Genomic DNA, 21,242 nt, shown 5'->3' on the forward strand with positions numbered 1-21,242 from the left:
CCATGGCGCAGGGCGAGGTTTCCTATTTCGGCATACGCCATCACGGGCCCGGCTCCGCCGACAGCCTGGTGCAGGCGTTGCATGATTTGAAACCGGTCGCCGTGCTGATCGAGGGTCCCGCGGATGCTTCCGCGCTGCTGCCATTGCTCGCCCGCCCCGAAATGCGGCCGCCGGTGGCGCTGCTGTGCTATCCCGAAGACGATCCGGCTTCGACAAGCTTCTGGCCGTTCGCCGAGTTCTCGCCGGAATACCAGGCGGCCCTGTGGGCCGTTGGCAACAGCGCTGCATTGCGCTTCATCGACCTGCCGTCATCAGCCCGGGTAGCACCAGCTGACGATGCGCAGGAAGCTGCCGCCGACGAAACGGAAGCCAAGGTCGACAGCGAAACGGCGCCGCATCTGCGTGACCCGATCGGCGCGCTGGCACAAGCCGCCGGCTACGAGGATGGCGAAAGCTGGTGGGCAGACATCATCGAGCAGAACCCGGAGCCGGGGCCGATCTTCGCGGCCATAGCCGATGCGATGACGACACTGCGCGAAGGCGAAGGTCCGCTTGCCGAATTCGAGGCCAAACGCGAAGCGCATATGCGGCTTGAGATCGCCGCCGCGCGCAAGGAATTCGACGGGCCGATCGCTGTCGTCTGCGGCGCCTTCCATGTGCCGGCACTGCAGGCGACACGTCCGCAAAAAGAGGATCAGGCTCTCCTGAAAGGGCCAGCCCGGCGCAAGAGCACGATGACCTGGGCGCCATGGACCGGACCGCGCCTGGCACTTGGCTTCGGCTATGGCGCCGGCGTTGTCGCACCGGGCTGGTGCAAGCATCTGTGGCGCACCCGCGGCCGGCATGACGCGGCGACCTTGTGGCTCGCCATGATCGCCGCCGTGCTGAGGGCGAAGGGGCATATGGTCTCGACCGCCTCGCTGATCGAAGCCGAAAGGCTGGCCCGCGCGCTGGCTGTGATCCGCGAACGGCCAAAGCCCGGCTTCGAGGAATTGCGCGACGCCGCGATCGCCGCCTTGTTCAACGGCGAAGCCATCCTGTGGGCGCTGGTCGAGGCCGAACTGCTGTTGGGTGCGGATGTCGGCGAAATACCGCCCGATACCCCGTTGGCGCCGCTGATCGAGGATCTGCAGCGCAACCAGAAGGCGGCGCGGCTGAAGCCCGAGGCGCTGGAGCGCGAATTGTCGGTCGACCTGCGCAGCGAAAGCGGGCTGTTTCGGTCGACCTTGCTGCACCGGCTGAACGTGCTTGGCGTGCATTGGGGCAAGCTGACCGACGCAGGCCGCAGCCGCGGCACCTTCCGCGAGCGCTGGACCCTGTCATGGGAGCCGGAATATGCCGTTCGCCTGGTCGAGAACCTGGTCCATGGCCCAACCATCGAAAAGGCCGCCAACGGCCGGCTGATCCAGATGATTTCCGCGGCAGCATCCCTCGATGCCTTGGCGGCACTCGTACAAGGCGCCATCACGGCAAACCTGTCGGAAGCCTCGACCGTCGGTCTCGCGACGCTGGAGGAACGCGCGGCGCACAGCAGCGAATGCCTGGAAATCCTGGCATCGGTTCCGCCGCTCGCCGACATCATCCGCTACGGCGAAGCCCGCAAGACTGAAACCGCCCGCCTGTCCGGCCTTCTGGCGCGACTGATTGTCGAAGGCGGGATCGCACTCCCTTATGCCGCCCGTGATCTCGATGCGCAGGCTTCCTCCGCCCTGGTCGGCGCCATGCGCAAGGCCGACGAGGCGATCAAGCTGGTCGAACCGGAACAGGACGTCCTGGATGCCTGGCGCAACGGACTGGCGGCCGTGCTCGATGGATCGCGCTCGACGGCGCTGGTGGCGGGATGTGCCGCGCATCTGCTCTACGAGGCCGGCCATCTATCGGCTGAAGCAGCGGCGGGCCTGATCGCGCGGCGCCTGTCGCCGGGCACGGCGGTCACCGAGGCCGCGGGGTTCTTCGAGGGCTTCTTCAGCACCGCCGGCCAGCGGCTCATTTACGATGAAGGTTTGCGCGGAGCGGTGGACGCCTGGCTCAAATCGCTCGACGAGGAGGCATTCGTTGCGCATTTGCCGCTGTTGCGCCGGGTCTTTTCGCATCTCGACTCGATGGAGCGGCGGCGGCTGATCGAAGCGGTGCTCGGCCGCGCCAGACGCCTGCCGGCCGGGCTGACACCAACGCCTGACGGCGGCGAGGCGTGGCGCCGGCATCTCGATCGGCTCGCGCCGTTGCTCAGGGGCGAGAATGACCATGGATGACGGGATCGAAATGAGCGAATCCGGCCAGGCGGGCGACGAGCGCGAGCGCCGCTGGCGCCTGGCGATCGGCGCCGATGATCCGTCATCGGCAGCGCTTTCCGAGACCGACAAGCGGCTTTCGGCGGCGCTCGATGCGCTCTATGGCGACGGCGCCGGCGATGCTGGTGCCGATCCGCGCAAGCGGCGCGGCGGGCTGGGGCGATCGGCGCCGAAAGTCGCGCAATGGATGGGCGATATCAGGTCGTTCTTTCCGGCGCAGGTGGTGCAGATCGTCCAGAAGGATGCCTTCGAACGGCTCAATTTGAAGCAGATGCTGATGGAGCCGGAATTCCTCAAGGCGATCGAGGCGGATGTCAATCTGGTCGCCGATCTGATCTCGCTGCGTTCGGTCATGCCGGCCAAGACCAAGGACGTCGCCCGCACGATCATCGCCGACATCGTCGCCAAGCTGATGCAACGGCTGGAGCAGAAGACCGCCGAGGCGATACGCGGTGCGCTCGACCGCTCGCGCCGCACCAACCGCCCGCGCCAGCGCGACATAGATTGGCCGCGCACCATTTCGGCCAACCTTCGCCACTATCAGCCCGAGCACAAGACCATCGTGCCGGAAAGATTGATCGGCTTCATGCGCCAGCAACGTCGGATGGTCGACCTGGACGAGGTTGTGCTGTGCGTCGACCAGTCCGGGTCGATGGCCAGTTCGGTGATCTATGCCTCGATATTCGCCGCCGTGATGGCCTCCTTGCCGGTGGTGCGGACCAAGCTGGTCTGCTTCGACACGGCGATCGTCGACCTGACCGAGGAACTCAGCGACCCTGTCGAGGTGCTGTTCGGCGTGCAGCTTGGTGGCGGCACCGACATCAACCAGGCGGTCGCCTATTGCGCCGACCGCATCGAACGGCCGACCAAGTCGCATATGGTGCTGATCACCGACCTCTATGAAGGCGGCAATGGCCAGGAATTGCTGCAGCGGCTGGCGGCACTCGTTCGCTCGGGCGTCAATGTGGTCGTGCTCCTGGCGCTGACCGATCAGGGCAGGCCGGGTTATGACCCCAAAATGGCCGGGTCGGTTGCGGCACTCGGCATTCCTGTCTTTGCCTGCACGCCGGATCTGTTTCCCGACATGATGGCCGCGGCACTGCGTCGCGAGGATATCGGCGCCTGGGCTGCCGGGGCCGATATCAAGCTGGTCCGCGCCGAGGCCGATGATACCATGGCTGACGCCTGAGGCGCGACTATCTTCCCCGCCGGAAGCCCGCTTGGCATCGCCAGAGCGGCAACCAAAAGCAACGTTGAAACGCCCGCAGTGCTGACAGGCACGGCGCAAGGGCCGCTTCGCATCACCACGCGCTGACATCGCCAAAGGGCCGGCCGACGCCCGCCCTGGCCGTCATGTCGTGAATTGCGCGCAGCGGTCGCTTGACTCTGATCGAGCCATGTGAAAAATTTTGCAGCAACTGATAAAAATATCACTGGGACGGAAACGTGGTTGGTTTTGGAAACGGCCTCTTGCGCGACGATGACGCCAGCATGGCGGCGCGCGCCGCATGGCTTCACTACGCCGGCGGCCTGACCCAGTCAGAGGTTGCCAGGCGGCTGGGGCTGACCAGCCTCAAGGCCCACCGCCTCATCACCAAGGCCAACCAGGAAGGGCTGGTGAAGGTCTATATCGACGGTGAAGTGTCGGAATGCGTCGAGCTCGAGGACGAATTGTCCCGCCGCTACGGCCTCGACTATTGCGAGGTGGTTCCGGATTTCGATTCCGAGGACCTGCCGCTCAAGGCGCTCGGCATTGCCGGCGCGCAGTTCCTCAAGCGCGAGATCGAGCGCGGCGAGCAGGCGCTGATCGGCGTCGGCCACGGCCGCACGCTCGCCGCCTGCGTCGAATATCTGCCGCGCACCACCACCGACCGGATCCGCTTCGTTTCGCTGCTCGGCGGCCTGACGCGGAAATTCTCGGCCAATCCGCATGACGTCATCCATCGTCTCGCCGAACGCACCGGCGCCGAAGCCTATGTGATGCCGGTTCCGATGTTCGCCAACACGGCGGAGGACCGCATCGTGCTGCTGGGCCAGAAGGGCATCAACGAGGTCTTCGATCTCGCGCGGTCCGCCGATCTGTTGTTCGCCGGCATCGGTACCGCCGAACGCGAGGCGTCGCTGGTCGCCACCGGAATGATCGAGAAGGGCGAGATGGAAGAGATCCGCCGCAATGGCGGCGTCGGCGAATTGCTTGGCCATTTCTTCGACGAGGCCGGCAAGGCGGTGGCGGCGACCGTCTCCAACCGGGCGCTGGCGCTGGCGCGCGAGGATATCGCCAGCCGCCGGATCGTCGCCGTCGCCGGCGGCAGGATCAAGGTTCGTGCCATCAAGTCGGTGCTGGAGGGGCGCTATCTCAAGGGCCTGATAACGGACGAGCGGACGGCGCGATCGCTCGTGGAAGAGACGCCGGTCGGGTAGCCGGCAACAGTTCAGTTGAAACTACCCTGTGGAGGAGAAGACGAAATGCATGAGAAAGAGAAAGACCTCATAGACGCCTTCCTGCGCGGACAAGTCGACCGTCGCGGATTGATCAAGGGCCTGGGTGCGATGGGCCTTGCAGCCGGCACCGCCGGCACGCTGCTCAACCTGGGCCAGACCCGCGCGCTTGCCGCGGACTTTGACTGGCAGGCGCACAAGGGCAAGACCATCAAGCTCCTGCTCAACAAGCATCCCTATGCCGACGCCATGATCGCAGACCTCGAGAACTTCAAGAAGCTGACCGGCATGAACGTCGTCTATGACGTCTTCCCCGAAGACGTCTATTTCGACAAGGTGACGGCGGCACTGTCGGCGAGCTCGCCCGAATACGACGCCTTCATGACCGGCGCCTACATGACCTGGACCTACGGCCCAGCCGGCTGGATCACCGACCTCAACGAATGGATCAAGGATCCGGCCAAGACCAACCCGAACTATGCCTGGGACGACTTCCTGCCCGGCGTCAAGAATTCCTGCGCCTGGAATGGCAAGCCGGGCGGCGCGTTGGGTTCGGATGATGCCAAGCAGTGGTGCATTCCGTGGGGGTTCGAGCAGAACAACATCACCTACAACAAGGCCATGTTCGACAAGGCGGGCGTCAAGATCCCCGGCAACATGGACGAGATGGTGGCCGCGGCCGCCAAGCTCACCAAGGATGTCGGTGGTGGCGTCTATGGTATCGGCGTGCGCGGTTCGCGCTCCTGGGCGACCATCCATCCCGGCTTCCTGTCGGCCTACGCCAATTTCGATCAGAAGGACCTGAATGTCTCGGCCGATGGCAAATTGTCGGCCGCGATGAACACCGCCCAGTCCAAGGCTTTCCACAAGCAATGGGTTCAGATGATCCAGGAGAGCGGCCCCAAGGACTGGTCGACCTATACCTGGTATCAGGTCGGCACCGATCTCGGCGCCGGCGCCTCGGCCATGATCTTCGACGCCGACATCCTTGGTTACTTCATGAATGGCGGCGACAACAAGATGGCCGGCAAGCTCGCTTTTGCTAGCTTCAAGGCCAACCCGGCAGCCAAGGCGGCGACACCGAACATCTGGATCTGGTCGCTGGCGATGTCCAACTTCTCGAAAGACAAGGACGCCACCTGGTACTTCATGCAATGGGCCTCCGGGCCGGAGCATGGGCTGTTCGGCGCTACCAAGATGGACTTCGTCAATCCGGTCCGCCAATCGGTGTGGAAGGACGAGATGTTCCGTGAGAAGCTGAACAAGAGCTATCCCGGCTATGTCGAGATGTTCGACGCCTCGGCGCCGGGCGCCTCGATCAAGTTCACCGCGCAGCCGCTGTTCTTCGACCTCACCACCGAATGGGCGGCGACGCTGCAGAAGATGGTGGCCAAGGAAGTGCCGGTCGACGAGGGCCTCGACAAGCTCGCCGAAAGCATCAACGGCCAGCTCAAGGAAGCCGGTCTCGGTTAAGTCGCAATGAGGGCCGGCCTGCTTGGCGGGTCGGCCCTCGTCAAACCTTTTCATGTTTGCGATGCGGTGCCGAAAGGTGACCGCCATTTCGCCCGACCGGCCGCCTTGCTCCCTTGGGCGGCCGGCAGGGCGAGGCGACAGCAACAACAACAACGGAGCAGCTCGATGACCGCGGTGGTATCGCAAAGGCTCAAGCCATCCGGCTTCAGGATCAGCAAGCGGGTGCTGCCCTATGTGCTCAGCCTGCCGGCTCTGCTGGTCTGCATCGGCATCCTCATCCCCTTCCTGACATCGGTGGTCTATTCCTTCCAGCGCTACCGGCTGAGCCAGCCTTGGGCGCGGCAGTTCAACTGGGGCGACAACTACATCTCCTTCTTCACCGATCCGAAGTTCTGGAACACGTTGAAGGTCTCGCTGCTCTATGCCGGCACCACGGTCGTGCTGGAACTGCTTTTGGGTCTTGCTATCGCGCTGCTGCTGCAGAAGCGCTCGACGCTCAACAACTTCATCTCGATCATGCTCCTGATGCCGCTGATGACGGCGCCCGCACTGGCGGCGCTGATGTGGAAGCTGATGACCAATCCCGGCTTCGGCGTGCTGAGCTATCTCGCCAGCCTCATCGGGCTGCAGGATTTCCGCTGGGCCTCGTCGCCGTCGACGGCGCTGTTCACCGTGGTGCTGGTCGACATCTGGGTCTACACGCCCTTCATCATGATCCTGCTGCTTGCCGGCCTGCGCAGCCTGCCGACGCAGCCCTTCGAGGCGGCGGCTCTCGATGGCGTGCCGAGGAGCTTCGTCTTCTTCCGCATCACGCTGCCGATGCTGACGCCCTACATCCTGACGGCGACCTTGTTTCGCCTGCTCGATTCCATCCAGCAGTTTGACATCATCTACGCGATGACCCAGGGCGGGCCGGGCGACACGCTGACGGTCTTCCAGGTCGAGGCCTATCTCAACTTCTTCCAGTCGACCAATGTCGGCCGCTCGGCGGCGCTGATGATCATCCTGTGGGCGATCACGTATTTCCTGTCCAACATCTTCATCAAGAACTGGCTCCGGCTGCGCGAACGCGCCCGTGGCCAGGCATAGGAGGCGGCCATGGAACACACCTCCTTGCTCGAACGCATCCTGCGCGGCGCGGCGCTGACGCTGGTCGTGATTTTCTTCATGTTTCCGATCGTCTGGATCTTCATGATGTCGTTCCAGACCAACGAGACCATCCTGCGCATCCCGCCGCAGCTCATCTTCGAACCGACGCTCGCCAATTACACGGCGCTGATCACCGGCAAGCTGATGACCGCAGCGGGCACGCTCGACATCGCCTTCATGCGCAACCTCTGGAATTCGGTGTTCCTGTCGGTGACCTCGGTTGCGGTGTCGCTGCTGCTCGGCGTGCCGGCCGCCTACGCCTTCGCGCGCCACAAGTTCCGTGGCTCGGAGGACATCGCCTTCACGTTGCTGTCGTTCAAGTTCGCGCCGGCGCTGCTGGTGCTGTTGCCGCTGACGCTCTATTTCCAGAAACTCGGCCTCGCCAACACCTATATCGGGCTGATCTGGGTCTACCAGCTGATCTGCCTGCCGCTGATCCTGTGGATCGTGCGCGGCTATTTCGAGGATATTCCGGCCGACATCGAATACGCCTATCGCATCGGCGGCCATTCCTGGTTCGCCACCTTCCGCAAGATCGCGCTGCCGCTCGCCGGTCCGGGCATCGCGGCGGCCGGCCTGCTCGCCTTCATTTTCGCCTGGAACAATTTCGTCTTCGCGCTGGTGCTGGCTTCGGCCGACAAGCAGCCGGTGACTGTCGGTGCGCTCGCCTTCATCACCTCGTCAGGCATCCAGTACGGCCAGATCTCGGCGGCCATCGTGCTCTCGATCACGCCGACGCTGGCGCTCGCCCTCTACGCACAGCGCTATCTGGTCGAAGGCCTGTCGCTCGGCGCGGTGAAAGGATAGACATGGCCAGCCTCGAACTCAGAAATATCGTCAAGCGCTACAAGAGCCAGACCGTCCTCGACAATCTGTCGCTGACCGTCGCCGACGGCGAGACGCTGGTGCTGTTCGGGCCTTCCGGCGCCGGCAAGACTGTGCTGCTGCGCCTCGTCGCCGGCGTCATCGACCCCGATGAAGGCAAAATATTCATCGGCGGCGAGGACATGACCGATGTCGACGCGGAATTCCGTGGCGTCGGCATGGCGTTCCAGAACTTCGCGCTGTTTCCGCATATGAGCGCGTTCGACAACATCGCCACGCCGCTGGAGGCCAAGCGTTCCTCGCAAGGCGCGATCAAGGCCGGCGTCGAGAGCGTCGCCAAGCTGTTGAAGATCGGCCATGTGCTCTCCCACAAGCCGCGCGCGCTCTCCAACGGCCAGAAGCAACGCACGGCCCTTGCCCGTGCCCTTGTCGGTTCGCCGCCGCTTCTGCTGCTCGACGATCCCTTGCGCAATGTCGATGCTAAGCTACGTTTCGAGATGCGGCTCGAGCTGCCGCGGCTGCTCGCCGATCGCGGCGCCACGGTCGTCTACGTCACTCAGGACTACAAGGAAGCCATGGCGCTCGGCGACCGCATCGCGGTCATGTCGCAAGGCGTCATCCGGCAGCTCGGCACGCCCGAGCAGATCTATCGCGAGCCGGCCAACATCGAGATCGCGCGGCTGTTCGGCGACCCGACCATCAACCTGCTCGACGTCAAGCCCGCGCGGGATGCCAGGGGGGTCTATGTCGGCCTGTCCAATGTCCAGGTCCATCTCACCGATGCTCCCGAGACCGCCATCGGCCGCGACTGCATCATCGGGCTGCGGCCCGAGGCACTGCATTTCGTTGGCGACAACGAGCCCGGCGCCATTCCGGTGACAGTCGAGGCCGAGACGCCGCTCAACGAGAAGATCGTCACCTTGGTGCGCACCGTGCGCGGCCGTGAAATCCTGGTCTCGCGTCCGGCCGGAACGCCGGGCCGCAGCGAGGGCAAGGCCCATATCGCCGTCGACGGCAAGAGCGCCTTGCTGTTCGATCACGCCAGTGGCGAGCGCATCGGCGCCAAGAACATCGTCAATCTGCGCAGCGGAGAAGCGGCATGAGCGCCAGCGCACTCACCATTTCAGGCGTCGACAAATTCTATGGTCCGATCGACAGGGGCGTTCACGCCGTCAAGAGCCTGACCATGGAGATCGGCAAGGGCGAGATCGTGGCACTGCTCGGCTCGTCCGGCTGCGGCAAGACCTCGACCTTGCGCATGATCGCCGGCTTCGAGGAGGTCTCGCGCGGCGCGATCGCGGTCGCCGGTCGCCAGGTCCACACCTTGCCGCCGGTCAAACGCAATGTGGCGATGGCCTTCGAGGGCTACTCTCTCTATCCGCCGCTGACGGTGCGCGAGAACATGGCCTTTGCCCTCAAGGCCGCAAGGTTGCCCAGGAGCGAGGTCGACGCCAAGGTCGCCAGCATCGCCAAGCTGCTGGAGATCGAGGACATATTGGAGCGCTATCCCAGCTCTATTTCCGGCGGCCAGCAGCAGCGTGCCAGTCTTGGGCGGGCGTTGATCCGAGAAGCCGACCTGCATCTGCTCGACGAGCCGATGGGGCAGCTTGAGCCGCAGCTTCGCGCCGTGCTGCGCGGCCGTATCAAGCACTTCATCAAGGAGCGCGGCCTGACCGCGATCCTGGTCACCCACGACCAGACCGAGGCCAATGCGCTTGCCGACCGCATCGCGGTGATGGAAGGCGGCGTGCTGCAGCAGTTCGACACGCCGGACCGGATCAAGGAGCGCCCGGCGAACCTGTTCACCGGAACCTTCGTCGGCGAGCCGCCGATGAACGTCTTCGAGGCCTTTGTCGGGACCGCCGCCGGCCGCATCAATCTGCGGCTGCCCGACGGGCTGTCGCTCGACTATGACAAGGACGCCTTCAGCGCTCCGGTGCGCGACCAGTTGCTCAGCCGCGAACGGGTCGTCATCGGCATCAGGCCCTACGCGGTCCGGCGCTCGAAGGAGGGTGTTCCGGCCACGGTCTCGGCCAACCAGTGGCTCGGCGACCAGACCCACATCGCAGCCGACTTCGCCGGCGGCTCGCTGGTTCTGGTCGAGCATGACCGCACCCGGCTCGACCTCGGCGCGCCCATCAATGTCAGCATCGATCCGAAAAACCTGCACGTCTTCGACCAGGCGAGCGGCCAGGCCATCTCGCACGGCATGGAGCTCGCGTGATGCGCGACATATTCATCGGCATCGACGCCGGCACCTCCGTCATCAAGTCCATCGCCTTCGACACCAAGGGCCGCCAGATCGCGGCGGCGGCGACGCCGAACCATTATGAGACGCTGCCGGGCGGCGGCGCCGAACAGGATCTGGCGCGTACCTGGGCCGATGCCGCCACGACCCTGCGCCAGCTCGCCGACAAGGTGCCCGATCTCGCCAGCCGGACCGTCGCCATTGCGGTCACCGGGCAGGGCGACGGCACCTGGCTGATCGACGGCAAGGGTGAGCCGGTGGCCAAGGGCTGGCTCTGGCTTGACGCGCGCGCCGCCGGCGTCGTCGAGGAAATCCGCGCGCGGCCCGATGACCGGCTCCGTTTCGAAAAGACCGGCAGCGGGCTCGCCGCCTGCCAGCAGGGCTCGCAGTTCGTCTTCATGAAGCGCACCATGCCTGAAATGCTCGGCAAGGCGGCCACCGCCTTTCACTGCAAGGACTGGCTCTATTTCAAGCTGACCGGCGAGCGCGCCACCGATCCGTCCGAAGGGACTTTCACCTTCGGCGACTTCCGCACCCGCGATTATAGCGACGATGTGCTCGACGTCCTCGGCGTCGCCGATCTCAGGCACCTGCTGCCGCCGATCGTCGACGGCACCAGGCACAGCACCGGACTTTCGCCGGCCGCCGCGGCCGTCACCGGCATGCTCGCCGGGACACCTGTCGTGCTCGGTTATGTCGACGTCGTCTGCACCGCGCTCGGCGCCGGCCTTCTCGACCGCGAGCGCAAGCCTGGCTGCTCGATCATCGGTTCCACCGGCATGCATATGCGGCTGGCCGAGACGCCCGACGATGTGCAGCTCAACGAGGCGGCGACCGGCTACACCATGGCGATGCCGGCGCCCGGCGTGTTCGCACAGATGCAGTCCAACATGGCGGCGACGCTTAACATCGACTGGGTGCTCGGGCTTGCCTCGGGCATTCTCGCCTCGCAAGGCATAACCCGCAGCAATGGCGAGATGATCGCGCTGGTCGATGCCTGGATCGCGGCCTCGCGGCCGGCTTCGCTGCTCTACCAGCCCTACGTCTCGGAAGCCGGCGAGCGGGGACCGTTCGTCGATGCCAATGCCAGGGCCGGCTTCATCGGCATTTCCTCGCGGCACGGCTACGCTGATCTGGTGCGCGCCGTCTTCGAAGGCTTGGCTTTCGCGGCGCGCGACTGCTACGCCGCCATGGGACCGCTGCCACGCGAAATCCGCCTGACCGGCGGTGCCGCCAGAAGTCCGGCGCTCCGCAAGATCCTGGGCGCGGCCATTGGCGCCGACACGCGCACCAGCGCGCGTGAGGAGGCCGGTGCGGCCGGTGCGGCGATGATCGCCGCGGTCTGCGTCGGCCAATACGCCTCCATGGACGAATGCGTCGGCGAATGGGTGACGCCGTTGCTCGGCGAGGCCGAGCCGAGCGACCCGGACCTTGCCGCGATCTACGACAGGATGACCCCGTCCTACATGCTGGCGCACCAGGCCCTGCGGCCGGTCTGGCGTGCCATGGCCACATCGCAGGAAAATTGAGAAGTCGAGTATGCGTAAAAAGATAGCGATCATTGGCGACAACTTCATGCTGCCGGAGGTGTTTCGCGCCAAAATCGAGAAGGTCGCCAGCGGCGACCTCGATATCAGGACATTGCAGACGGCTTGGCCCGACGAGCCCATGGAGTTCGGCAATCCGGCACTCGGCCTCGACAGGGTCAAGGAGTACTTCGGCCATCCCGACGAGGTCGTCGATTTCATCGGCGATGCCGAAATCCTCGTGACCCAGCTCGCGCCCTTGTCGGAAAGCATGATGCGGCGCCTGCCTGATCTCAAGCTGGTGGCGGTGTCGCGCGGCGGACCGATCAACATCGACATGGAAGCGGCCGGAGCGCACGGCATCACCGTGGTCAACGTGCCCGGCCGCAACGCCACCGCCGTGGCTGAGTTCACCATCGGCGCCATCCTTGCCGAGACGCGGCTGATCCGGGTCGGCCACGAAGCCTTGCGCAAGGGCGAATGGCGCGGCGATCTCTACCGTGCCGACCGCACCGGCCGCGAACTCAGCGAAATGACCGTCGGCGTCATCGGCTATGGCAATATCGGCACGAAAGTGGTCCGTCTGCTGCGCGCCTTCGGCTGCCACGTCCTCGTTTGCGACCCTTATGTGCAGTTGAGCGCCGACGACCGCAATGCCGGCGTCGAGCTCGTCGCGCTGGACGATCTCCTGTCCCGTTCCGATGTGGTCACGCTGCATCCCCGGGTGACCGAGGAGACACGCGGCATGATCGGCAAGGACACCATCGCGCTGATGAAGCCGGGGGTAATTCTCATCAACACCGCGCGGGGACCGCTGGTCGACTATGACGCGCTTTACGAGGCACTTGTTTCGGGACAGATCGCCAGCGCCATGCTGGAGACCTTCGCGGTCGAGCCTGTGCCCGTCGAATGGCCCTTGCTGCAGCTGCCCAACGTGACGCTGACGCCGCATATCGCCGGCGCTTCGGTGCGCACGGTGACCTATGCCGCCGAGCAGGCCGCCGAGGAGGTGCGCCGCTACCTGGCCGGCCTGCCTCCGGTCAATCCGTGCTGAGAGCGACGGCCATGGAGCGCAAACCCGGCATGGACACGAGATGAGCGGCGGCCCTGACATCGTCGACCTTTTCGTCATCGGCGGCGGCGTCAACGGCGGCGGCATCGCGCGCGATGCCGCCGGCCGCGGGCTTTCGGTCATCCTGTGCGAAAAGGACGATCTCGCCCAAGGCACCAGTTCGAGATCGGGCAAGCTCGTCCATGGCGGCCTGCGCTACCTCGAATATTACGAATTCCGCCTGGTGCGCGAGGCGCTGATCGAGCGCGAGGTGCTGCTGGAATCGGCGCCGCACATCATCTGGCCGATGCGCTTCGTGCTGCCGCACAGCCCGGACGACCGGCCGGCATGGCTGGTGCGGCTCGGCCTGTTCCTCTACGACCATCTCGGCGGCCGCAAGCGGCTGCCCGCCACCCGCACGCTCGACCTGCGCACCGCGCCCGAGGGCGCGCCGATCAGGGACAGTTTCAAGCGCGGCTTCGAATATTCCGACTGCTGGGTCGACGATGCACGCCTCGTCGTCATAAACGCGCTCGACGCGGCCGAACGGGGAGCGAAGGTCTTCACCCGCACCGCCTGCACCGCCGCCCGCCGCGAGGGCGGCCTCTGGGTCATCGAAATGCGCGACGTCAGGACCGGTATCAAGACCACTGTGCGGGCGCGCGCGCTGATCAATGCCGCCGGTCCCTGGGTCAACGACATCGTCAACCGCGTTGCCGGCCAGAACTCGAGGCGCAATGTCCGCCTGGTCAAGGGCAGCCATATCGTCGTGCCCAAGTTCTGGGAGGGCCGGCAGGCCTATCTCGTCCAGAACAGCGACAAGCGCGTCATCTTCATCAATCCCTACCAGAACGATCTCGCGCTGATCGGAACCACCGACATTCCCTACGAAGGCCGGCCCGAGGACGTGACCGCGGATGAGAGCGAGATCGATTACCTCATCAGAGTGGTCAACCGCTATTTCAAGCGCGGCCTTGCGCGCAACGACGTGGTCTATTCCTTCTCCGGCGTCAGGCCGCTCTATGACGACAACGCCGACAATCCGAGTGCGGTGACCCGCGACTATATTTTCGAGCTCGACGCGCCGGAGGCGCAGGCGCCGCTGCTCTCCGTCTTCGGCGGCAAGATCACCACCTTCCGCAAACTGGCCGAGCATGCGCTGGACAGGATCGCACCGTTCTTTCCGAAGATGGGCAAGCCCTGGACAGCGAAGGCGCATCTGCCCGGCGGCGACATCGCCAATGCCGACTTCGAACAGTTTCTCGGCGACCTCGCAAATGAGTATCCATGGATGCCGGCATCGCTGCTCAAGCATTACGGCCGGCTCTACGGCACCAGAACGCCGTCCGTAGTTGGCGGCGCCCGTTCGCTCGCCGCGCTGGGGCGGTGCTTCGGCAAGGATTTCTTTGAGCGCGAGGCGAACTACCTCTTCGAACAGGAATGGGCGCAAGACGCGGCCGATATTCTCGAACGGCGCACCAAGCACGGCCTGCATCTGTCCGCCGAGGAGAAGTCGGCCTTCGAGCATTGGTGCGCGAGCCGGCAGGCGAGGGCAGGCTGATGGCGCTCATCGCCCCTGTTCGGCGACGGCGTTGAAGGGATAGCGACCTTGGCCTTCACGCTCTCCCTCAACACCAATCCGCTGGTCAACCGCTTCGCGGAGCCGGACGATCTGATCGAGACCATTGCCTACGGCATCGGTATCAGGGACATTCAGCTCACGCATGAATTCGTCAATCCAGGCTGGCCGGCGGCGACGATCGTCAAATTCGTCCGCCTGTTCCGCAACGCCTTGAACCGCACCGGCGTGCGCGTCACCTCAGGCATGACCGGCCCCTACGGCCGGCTCAACCATTTCGGCCATCCCGATGCTGACGTGCGCCGCTACTATGTCGACTGGTTCAAGACCTTCGCCGATATCTCGGCCGAGCTTGGCGCCGGCGGCATGGGCACGCAGTTCGCCATCTTCACGCATCGCGACTTCGACGACCCCGACCGCCGCGCGCGTCTGTTCGACATCGCGCTGGACTGCTGGAGGGAGGTCGCCGACCACGCCCGGGCGGCAGGCCTGACCTACCTGTTCTGGGAGCCGATGTCGGTCGGCCGCGAGTTCGGCCACACCATCGAAAACTGCCGCATGCTGCAGGATGCCATCGATGCGGCCGGAATGGCCATTCCGCTTGAGATGATGGTCGACATCGACCATGGTGACGTGACCTCCTCCAACCCGGCCGACATCGATCCCTATGCCTGGGCCGAAGCCTTCCCCCTGAAGTCGCCGATCATCCACATCAAGCAATCCTCGATGAACAAGGGCGGCCACTGGCCGTTCACCGCAGCCCACAACAAGGACGGCCGCATCACGCCTGAAAAGCTGCTGGAAACGGTGCGGCGCGGCGGCGGCACCGACAACGAAATCTGCCTCGAACTGTCGTTCCGCGAGCGCGAGCCGGTCGACCATCAGGTGGTCGCCATGATCCGCGAGTCGGTCGACTATTGGGCGCCCTTCATCGAGACCGGCAGGGCTGACCTGCTGCCGGACGCTGGATAGAAATGGACAGGAGCCGGTAGAGCTCCTGCCCGTAAAATGCAGATGGATCGAACTTAGCCGAACTTCGGGTCGAGGCTGCCCGACTTGTAGCGCTTGGCCATTTCCGAGACCGGCAGCGGCTTGATCTTCGGCGCATTGCCGGCGGTGCCGAACTGTTCGAAGCGCTCCTTGCAGAGCTTCCTCATCGCCGCCATCGCCGGTGTCAGGTATTTGCGCGGGTCGAACTCGCTCGGGTTCTCGGTCAGCACCTTGCGGATCGCGCCGGTCAGCGCCATGCGGTTATCGGTGTCGATGTTGATCTTGCGCACGCCATGCTTGATGCCGCGCTGGATCTCTTCCACCGGCACGCCCCAGGTCGGCTTCATCTGGCCGCCATATTTGTTGATGATCTCCTGCAGGTCCTCCGGCACGGAGGACGATCCGTGCATGACCAGGTGCATGTTCGGCAGGCGGCGGTGGATCTCCTCGATGACGTTCATCGCCAGCACCGCGCCGTCGGGCTTGCGCGAGAATTTATAGGCGCCGTGGCTGGTGCCCATGGCCACCGCCAGCGCATCGACATGGGTGTCGCGCACGAACTGTTCGGCCTGCACCGGATCGGTCAAGAGCTGGTCGTGGCTGATCGCGCCTTCGACGCCGTGGCCGTCTTCCTGCTCGCCGCCGCCGCTCTCCAGCGAACCCAGAACGCCGATCTCGCCTTCCACGGAGACGCCGCCCCAATGCGCCATGTCGACGACGCGCTTGGTGATGCCGGAATTATAGGCATAGTCGGCCGGCGACTTGCCGTCTTCCTTGAGCGAACCGTCCATCATCACCGAGGTGAAGCCGTATTGGATGGCTGTGACGCAGGTGGCTTCGTTGTTGCCATGGTCGAGATGCATGCAGACCGGGATGTCCGGGTGGATTTCCACCAGCGCGTCGATCAGCTTGGCCAGCACCACGTCATTGGCATAGGCGCGCGCGCCGCGGCTTGCCTGCAGGATGACCGGCGACTTGGTCTCCTCCGCGGCCTCCATGATGGCGAGGCCTTGTTCCATGTTGTTCATGTTGAAGGCCGGCACGCCATAGCCGTATTCGGCGGCGTGATCGAGCAATTGTCTCAGTGTGATGCGAGCCAACGATTAGTCTCCCGTATCTGGTTTCAAACCTGTGGTTGCGGGCTGTCCGCGCATCGTTCAGCCCACCGATGCTTCTGGCCGGAATTCCGCGCAACCGCAACCGTGACAGACCGTCCCGGCCGCAATTCTTGTTACAGCGGCGCGATAAAAGCCGGCGAAATATCCCATGGAAATATCTCATTATAACAAAAATTGTGATACATGCGCGACGATGTCTGTTATATCTGGGCTCGATCAAGCAGCCGGAGTTCTGCGTTGGCGAGTCGGCGACAATGAAGAGCGACAACAGACGGCAAGGCATCATGGATTTCCTGGTGGATGCCGGCGCGGCGAGCGTCGACGACCTCGCTTCGCGTTTTGGCGTCTCCAGGATGACCGTGCATCGCGACCTGGACGAGCTCGAGGAGAGCGGCTTCCTGCGCAAGGTGCGCGGCGGCGCCTCGATCCAGCCGAGCAGCCTGTTTGAAAGCGATTTTCGCTACCGGCAGAAGCAGGCGATCGGGGAAAAGCAGCGCCTTGCGGCGGCCGCCGTGGCCGTGATCGAACCCGGCCAGACGGTCATCATCGACGACGGCTCGACGGCGGGCGGCATCGCGCGGCATCTCGCCGATCTCAGGCCGCTGACGGTGATCACCAACAACTTCGCCGTCATCCAGGATCTGGCCGGTGCCGGAGGCATCAACCTGATCGCGCTCGGCGGCCAGTACTCGAAGAAATTCCATGGCTTCTTCGGCCTGCTCGCAGAGGCGTCGCTGCGGTCGCTGCGCGCCGACGTCGCCTTCCTGTCCTCATCCGCCATCCATGGCGCCTCCGCCTTCCATCAAGATCAGGAAGTGGTGCAGGCCAAGCGGCTGATGATGGCCGCGGCGACCCGCAAATACCTGCTGGTCGATCACGGCAAGTTTGGCCGCAGCGCACTGCATTTCCTGACCGATCTCAGCGCATTCGACGCCGTCTTCACCGGGCGCGAGCCAGAGCCCGGGATGCGCGCGACGCTGGATGCGGCGGGGGTTTCGCTGACGGTCGTCGCCGACAAGGATTGAGGGTCAAGGAGAGTACGCGTGGTTTACTGGGTCGGTACAAGCTGGAAGATGAACAAGACGCTGGCCGAGGCGCTTGATTTTGCCGGGGCACTGGCCGGCTTCGTGCCGGGTTTCGACGATCGCATCCAGCCTTTCGTCATCCCGCCCTTCACGGCGGTGCGCGAGGTCAAGCGGGCGCTGTCGGCAACGCGCATCAAGGTCGGCGCGCAGAACATGCATTGGGTCGATACCGGCGCCTGGACCGGCGAGATCTCGCCGGTAATGCTGAACGATTGCGGCCTCGACCTGGTCGAACTCGGCCACAGCGAGCGGCGCGAACATTTCGGCGAGACCGACCGCACGGTCGGGCTGAAGACGGCGGCGGCGGTCAGGCATGGACTGATACCGCTGATCTGTGTCGGCGAAACGCTGGCCGAGCGCGAAAGCGGCAAGGCCGATGCGGTGCTGACCGCTCAGGTCGAGGGTGCATTGCAATTCCTCGACGACGAGGCGAGGGGAGCAGAAATCCTGTTCGCCTACGAGCCGGTCTGGGCGATCGGCGACAAGGGCATCCCGGCCAGTTCCGACTATGCCGACAAGCAGCAGGCGCTGATCAAGCAGGTCGCCGCCGGCGTGCTGCCGTCCGTGCCGCCGGTGCTCTATGGCGGCAGCGTCAATCCCGGCAATGCCGCCGAGCTGATCGGCCAGCCCAACATTGACGGCCTGTTCATCGGCCGCTCCGCCTGGCAGGCGGAAGGCTATATCGACATCCTGCGCAGCGCCTCGGCCGCGATCTGAACCAATCGAAAACGCATTCAGTCAGAAAGGACATCACCATGAAAATAGCCATCGGAGCCGACAGCGCCGGCAAGCCGCTGCTCGACGTCATCGCCGCGCATCTGGCGACCAAGCCCGGCCTCACCGTCAGCGACCTCAGCCAGGCCGGCTTCTATGCCGACCTGTCGCAGAAACTCGCCCAGACGATCGTCGAAGGCGAGAACGACCGTGGCATCCTGTTCTGCGGCACCGGCATCGGCGTCTCGATCTCGGCCAACAAGGTGCCGGGCATCCGCGCCGCGCTTACCCACGACACCTACTCGGCCGAGCGCGCGGCGAAATCCAACAATGCTCAGATCATCACCATGGGCGCGCGCGTCATCGGGCCGGAACTGGCCAAGGCCATTGTCGATACGTGGCTGGCCTCGGAGTTCGACGAGAAGGGGCCGTCGGCCGGCAACGTCCAGGCGATCAACAAGCTCGACGCGGCGAAGGCCTAAGCCAGGCTCCGCGTCATCGCGCCGATGACGGTGACGGCTGAGGCCGCGCCCGGGTCCATGTGCCCGAGCGACCGTTCGCCGAGCCGCGACGAGCGGCCCTTGGCGGCGATCATGTCCTTGGTCGATTCAGCACCGCGCTCGGCAGCGGCAAGGGCTGCCTGCAGACCGTCGGCAAGGCTCTTTCCCCCTGCATTGCTGGCGCCAGCCGCTTCCGCCGCCGGTTGCCAGGCATCGACCATGGTCTTTTCGCCGATCTCGGCCTTGCCGCGATCCTTGATGCCTTGCGCCATGGCCTGCAGCAGGGCGATGAATTCGGCATCCGCCAGCGTCGCCTTGCCCTTGACTGCGACGGCTGCACGCATGAAGGCCGTGGCATAGAGCGGGCCGCAGGACGCGCCGACGGCATTGAGGAACGATTTCGCCGCCGTGTTGAGGAGCGCGGTCGGCTCGGTCGCCGCAAGGTCGAGCGATGCCAGCGCATCGCGCACGGCGTTGAACCCGAGCGCCATGGCAATACCGTGGTCGGCGTCGCCGATGACGCCGTCGAGCTGGCAAAGCCGGTCCCTGTCGGCCTCGATCGCCACCGCGATCGCGTCGAACATTCTTTTCAGGTCGGAGGCACCGATGGTCATGGGGCGCTCCTCAGCCGGCACGGAACATGGCGCAGTCGCAGGGGTGGTCGAGCATCGCCTGCAATTCTTCGTCGAGATGGAAAAGCGTCACCGAAGCACCGGCCATTTCCAGCGACGTGCAGTAATTGCCGACCCAGGTGGCATGGATGGAGACCCCGATTGCGTCCAATCTCTGCTTGACCCGTCGGTTCATGATGTAGAGTTCCATCAGCGGCGTCGAGCCCAGTGAATTGACCAGCACCGCGACCTTGTCGCCGCGCTTCGGCGCCATCTCGTCGAAAATCTTGTCTAGCATCTCGTCGGTAATTTCGTCGGCGGTCCCGAGCTTGCCGCGCGCGATGCCGGGTTCGCCATGGATGCCCATGCCGATCTCCATCTCGTCCGCGCCGATCGCGAAATTCGGCCGCCGCGTCTGCGGCAGCGAGCAGGGCGACAGCGCCACGCCCATGGTGAAGGTGTGGTCGTTGGCCTTGCGCGCGATGCGCTCGACCTCGTCCAGGGACAGCATCCGGTCGCAGGCGGCTCCGGCAGCCTTGAAGATAAAGAAATTGCCGGCGACACCACGGCGCTTGTGCCGCTGGTCGCGCGGCGCCGAGGCGACGTCGTCGGTGGTGAGCACCGTGCGCACATCGATGTCGTCCATGCCGGCCATCTCGGCCGCCATGTCGAAATTCATCACGTCACCGGCGTAGTTGCCGTACATGAACAAGACGCCAGTGCCGCCGCTGACCGCCTTGGCGCATTCCAGGATCGGATCCGGTGGCGGCGAGGCAAAGACGTTGCCGATTGCCGCCGCGTCCGCCAGCCCCTTGCCGACAAAGCCGAGAAAGGTCGGCTCGTGGCCGGAACCGCCGCCGATCACCAGCCCGACCTTGCCGGGCCGTGGCCCGTCGCGGGCGATGATCGAGCGCGGGCTGCCGTCCACGCTTGCGAGATGGCGAGGATGCGCGGCCAGGATCCCTTCGAGCATTTCGTCGACGGCGCGGTTGCCGTCATTGATGATCTTCTTGGTCTGCACCGGCATCCTCCCGAACTCGGTATTTTCGCAAATACTACCGGGTGTTATCGCGATTTCCACCCGGCCGGGAAGATTTCATGCCGCGATCTTTTCCCGCGCCGCGAGAATCTGCACGCAGGCGTTGGCCGCTTCCTTGCCCTTGACCGAGAAGTGCTCGAAGAAGAAGCGGTGATGCTCGGCGCTATCGTGAAAATTGTGCGGCGTGAGCACCGCCGAAAGCACCGGCACCCCGGTCGAAAGTTGCACGTTCATCATGCCGTCTATGACGGCGCTGGCGACGAAGTCGTGCCGGTAGATGCCGCCATTGACGACGAACGCCGTGCCGAGGATCGCGGCGTAGCGGCCGGTGCCGGCGAGCGTCTTGGCATGCAGCGGGATTTCATAGGCGCCGGGCACGTCGAAGATGTCGACGGCAAAGCGCCCGCTGCCGATCTCGGCCAGTTCGGCCTCGAACGCCTTCACGCACTGGTCGACAATGTCGGCGTGCCAGCGCGCCCTGATGACGGCGATGCGGATTGTTTCATAGTCTTTGTGGGAATGCTGATTCATGGGTCCATCCTTCCGTTTCGAACCAGAATCAGGACGCACGATACGAAATCCGACCCGCCGGGGCGGTTCGTTT

Annotated in this window: 19 protein-coding genes; 15 read left to right on the plus strand and 4 right to left on the minus strand. The window is 64.7% G+C overall.

Translation table 11 applies throughout. The annotated features are described in order from the left end of the window. Window positions 1-2 precede the first annotated feature (2 nt). From EN851_RS18320 to EN851_RS18375, 12 genes are all read left to right on the plus strand, one after another. Complete coding sequence (locus EN851_RS18320; protein WP_135929763.1) at window positions 3-2,252, plus strand: DUF5682 family protein; 2,250 nt, start codon at window positions 3-5, stop codon at window positions 2,250-2,252. Then, the gene (locus EN851_RS18325) at window positions 2,245-3,480 is read left to right on the plus strand and encodes a VWA domain-containing protein (protein ID WP_135929764.1); all 1,236 of its coding nucleotides are present in this window, start codon (window positions 2,245-2,247) and stop codon (window positions 3,478-3,480) included. The genes EN851_RS18320 and EN851_RS18325 overlap by 8 nt, the downstream gene beginning before the upstream one ends. Before the next feature lie 257 nt (window positions 3,481-3,737). Further along, window positions 3,738-4,712: a sugar-binding transcriptional regulator gene (locus EN851_RS18330; RefSeq protein WP_189521880.1), complete on the plus strand. Its 975-nt coding sequence runs from the start codon at window positions 3,738-3,740 to the stop codon at window positions 4,710-4,712. Between the two features lie 45 nt (window positions 4,713-4,757). Continuing rightward, the gene (locus tag EN851_RS18335) at window positions 4,758-6,203 is read left to right on the plus strand and encodes an extracellular solute-binding protein (RefSeq protein WP_127276374.1); all 1,446 of its coding nucleotides are present in this window, start codon (window positions 4,758-4,760) and stop codon (window positions 6,201-6,203) included. A 165-nt stretch (window positions 6,204-6,368) separates the two neighbouring features. Continuing rightward, window positions 6,369-7,292, plus strand: a complete 924-nt coding sequence (locus EN851_RS18340) for a sugar ABC transporter permease (protein ID WP_015318968.1) — start codon at window positions 6,369-6,371, stop codon at window positions 7,290-7,292. Window positions 7,293-7,301: 9 nt separating this feature from the next. After that, entirely contained in the window at window positions 7,302-8,159 is an 858-nt protein-coding gene (locus EN851_RS18345; RefSeq protein WP_127276378.1) for a carbohydrate ABC transporter permease, read from the plus strand. A gap of 2 nt (window positions 8,160-8,161) precedes the next feature. Further along, a complete protein-coding gene (locus EN851_RS18350; RefSeq protein ID WP_135929765.1) occupies window positions 8,162-9,280 on the plus strand; it encodes an ABC transporter ATP-binding protein in 1,119 nt (372 codons plus the stop codon). Then, complete coding sequence (locus EN851_RS18355) at window positions 9,277-10,401, plus strand: ABC transporter ATP-binding protein (RefSeq protein ID WP_135881613.1); 1,125 nt, start codon at window positions 9,277-9,279, stop codon at window positions 10,399-10,401. Before EN851_RS18350 ends, EN851_RS18355 begins: the two co-directional genes overlap by 4 nt. Next, entirely contained in the window at window positions 10,401-11,954 is a 1,554-nt protein-coding gene (locus EN851_RS18360; protein WP_135881612.1) for an FGGY-family carbohydrate kinase, read from the plus strand. The genes EN851_RS18355 and EN851_RS18360 overlap by 1 nt, the downstream gene beginning before the upstream one ends. A 10-nt stretch (window positions 11,955-11,964) precedes the next feature. Then, the gene (locus EN851_RS18365) at window positions 11,965-13,005 is read left to right on the plus strand and encodes a 2-hydroxyacid dehydrogenase (RefSeq protein ID WP_135929766.1); all 1,041 of its coding nucleotides are present in this window, start codon (window positions 11,965-11,967) and stop codon (window positions 13,003-13,005) included. Window positions 13,006-13,045: 40 nt separating this feature from the next. Beyond that, window positions 13,046-14,563: a glycerol-3-phosphate dehydrogenase gene (locus tag EN851_RS18370; protein WP_135929767.1), complete on the plus strand. Its 1,518-nt coding sequence runs from the start codon at window positions 13,046-13,048 to the stop codon at window positions 14,561-14,563. 48 nt (window positions 14,564-14,611) lie between these two features. Further along, on the plus strand, window positions 14,612-15,553 hold the full coding sequence (locus EN851_RS18375) for a TIM barrel protein (RefSeq protein WP_135929768.1): 942 nt from the start codon (window positions 14,612-14,614) through the stop codon (window positions 15,551-15,553). 53 nt (window positions 15,554-15,606) lie between these two features. Here the strand turns inward: EN851_RS18375 and fba are convergent, their stop codons facing one another. Next, window positions 15,607-16,671: a class II fructose-bisphosphate aldolase gene (gene fba, locus EN851_RS18380; protein WP_095771163.1), complete on the minus strand. Its 1,065-nt coding sequence runs from the start codon at window positions 16,669-16,671 to the stop codon at window positions 15,607-15,609. Window positions 16,672-16,943: 272 nt separating this feature from the next. Between fba and EN851_RS18385 the strand changes: the two genes are divergently transcribed. Genes EN851_RS18385 through EN851_RS18395 form a run of 3 tightly spaced genes read left to right on the plus strand, consistent with a single transcriptional unit; the run spans window position 16,944 to window position 18,970 of the window. Beyond that, a complete protein-coding gene (locus EN851_RS18385) occupies window positions 16,944-17,714 on the plus strand; it encodes a DeoR/GlpR family DNA-binding transcription regulator (protein ID WP_127870625.1) in 771 nt (256 codons plus the stop codon). Between the two features lie 18 nt (window positions 17,715-17,732). After that, a complete protein-coding gene (locus EN851_RS18390; RefSeq protein WP_135929769.1) occupies window positions 17,733-18,491 on the plus strand; it encodes a triose-phosphate isomerase in 759 nt (252 codons plus the stop codon). 38 nt (window positions 18,492-18,529) lie between these two features. Beyond that, window positions 18,530-18,970, plus strand: coding sequence for an RpiB/LacA/LacB family sugar-phosphate isomerase (locus EN851_RS18395; RefSeq protein ID WP_127276395.1), 441 nt, complete (start codon window positions 18,530-18,532; stop codon window positions 18,968-18,970). Here EN851_RS18395 and dhaL read toward each other — a convergent pair. From dhaL to EN851_RS18410, 3 genes are all read right to left on the minus strand, one after another. Beyond that, a complete protein-coding gene (gene dhaL, locus EN851_RS18400; protein WP_135929770.1) occupies window positions 18,967-19,602 on the minus strand; it encodes a dihydroxyacetone kinase subunit DhaL in 636 nt (211 codons plus the stop codon). The genes EN851_RS18395 and dhaL overlap by 4 nt on opposite strands. A 10-nt stretch (window positions 19,603-19,612) precedes the next feature. Then, entirely contained in the window at window positions 19,613-20,620 is a 1,008-nt protein-coding gene (locus EN851_RS18405; RefSeq protein WP_135929771.1) for a dihydroxyacetone kinase subunit DhaK, read from the minus strand. A gap of 75 nt (window positions 20,621-20,695) precedes the next feature. After that, the gene (locus EN851_RS18410) at window positions 20,696-21,169 is read right to left on the minus strand and encodes a 6,7-dimethyl-8-ribityllumazine synthase (protein ID WP_135865208.1); all 474 of its coding nucleotides are present in this window, start codon (window positions 21,167-21,169) and stop codon (window positions 20,696-20,698) included. Between the last annotated feature and the right edge of the window lie 73 nt (window positions 21,170-21,242).

Origin of the sequence: Mesorhizobium sp. M8A.F.Ca.ET.208.01.1.1 (genome assembly GCF_004791315.1) — a bacterium.
In the GTDB taxonomy this organism is placed as follows: domain Bacteria; phylum Pseudomonadota; class Alphaproteobacteria; order Rhizobiales; family Rhizobiaceae; genus Mesorhizobium.

What these genes read in the sequence shown, in the direction of transcription:
- EN851_RS18410 (WP_135865208.1), bottom strand. Translation starts at nt 21,169, where the DNA reads ATGAATCAGCATTCCCACAAAGACTATGAAACAATCCGCATCGCCGTC.
- dhaL (WP_135929770.1), bottom strand. Translation starts at nt 19,602, where the DNA reads ATGACCATCGGTGCCTCCGACCTGAAAAGAATGTTCGACGCGATCGCG.
- EN851_RS18335 (WP_127276374.1), top strand. Translation starts at nt 4,758, where the DNA reads ATGCATGAGAAAGAGAAAGACCTCATAGACGCCTTCCTGCGCGGACAA.
- EN851_RS18365 (WP_135929766.1), top strand. Translation starts at nt 11,965, where the DNA reads ATGCGTAAAAAGATAGCGATCATTGGCGACAACTTCATGCTGCCGGAG.
- EN851_RS18325 (WP_135929764.1), top strand. Translation starts at nt 2,245, where the DNA reads ATGGATGACGGGATCGAAATGAGCGAATCCGGCCAGGCGGGCGACGAG.
- EN851_RS18350 (WP_135929765.1), top strand. Translation starts at nt 8,162, where the DNA reads ATGGCCAGCCTCGAACTCAGAAATATCGTCAAGCGCTACAAGAGCCAG.
- EN851_RS18320 (WP_135929763.1), top strand. Translation starts at nt 3, where the DNA reads ATGGCGCAGGGCGAGGTTTCCTATTTCGGCATACGCCATCACGGGCCC.
- EN851_RS18360 (WP_135881612.1), top strand. Translation starts at nt 10,401, where the DNA reads ATGCGCGACATATTCATCGGCATCGACGCCGGCACCTCCGTCATCAAG.
- EN851_RS18395 (WP_127276395.1), top strand. Translation starts at nt 18,530, where the DNA reads ATGAAAATAGCCATCGGAGCCGACAGCGCCGGCAAGCCGCTGCTCGAC.
- EN851_RS18355 (WP_135881613.1), top strand. Translation starts at nt 9,277, where the DNA reads ATGAGCGCCAGCGCACTCACCATTTCAGGCGTCGACAAATTCTATGGT.
- EN851_RS18370 (WP_135929767.1), top strand. Translation starts at nt 13,046, where the DNA reads ATGAGCGGCGGCCCTGACATCGTCGACCTTTTCGTCATCGGCGGCGGC.
- EN851_RS18340 (WP_015318968.1), top strand. Translation starts at nt 6,369, where the DNA reads ATGACCGCGGTGGTATCGCAAAGGCTCAAGCCATCCGGCTTCAGGATC.
- EN851_RS18345 (WP_127276378.1), top strand. Translation starts at nt 7,302, where the DNA reads ATGGAACACACCTCCTTGCTCGAACGCATCCTGCGCGGCGCGGCGCTG.
- EN851_RS18385 (WP_127870625.1), top strand. Translation starts at nt 16,944, where the DNA reads ATGAAGAGCGACAACAGACGGCAAGGCATCATGGATTTCCTGGTGGAT.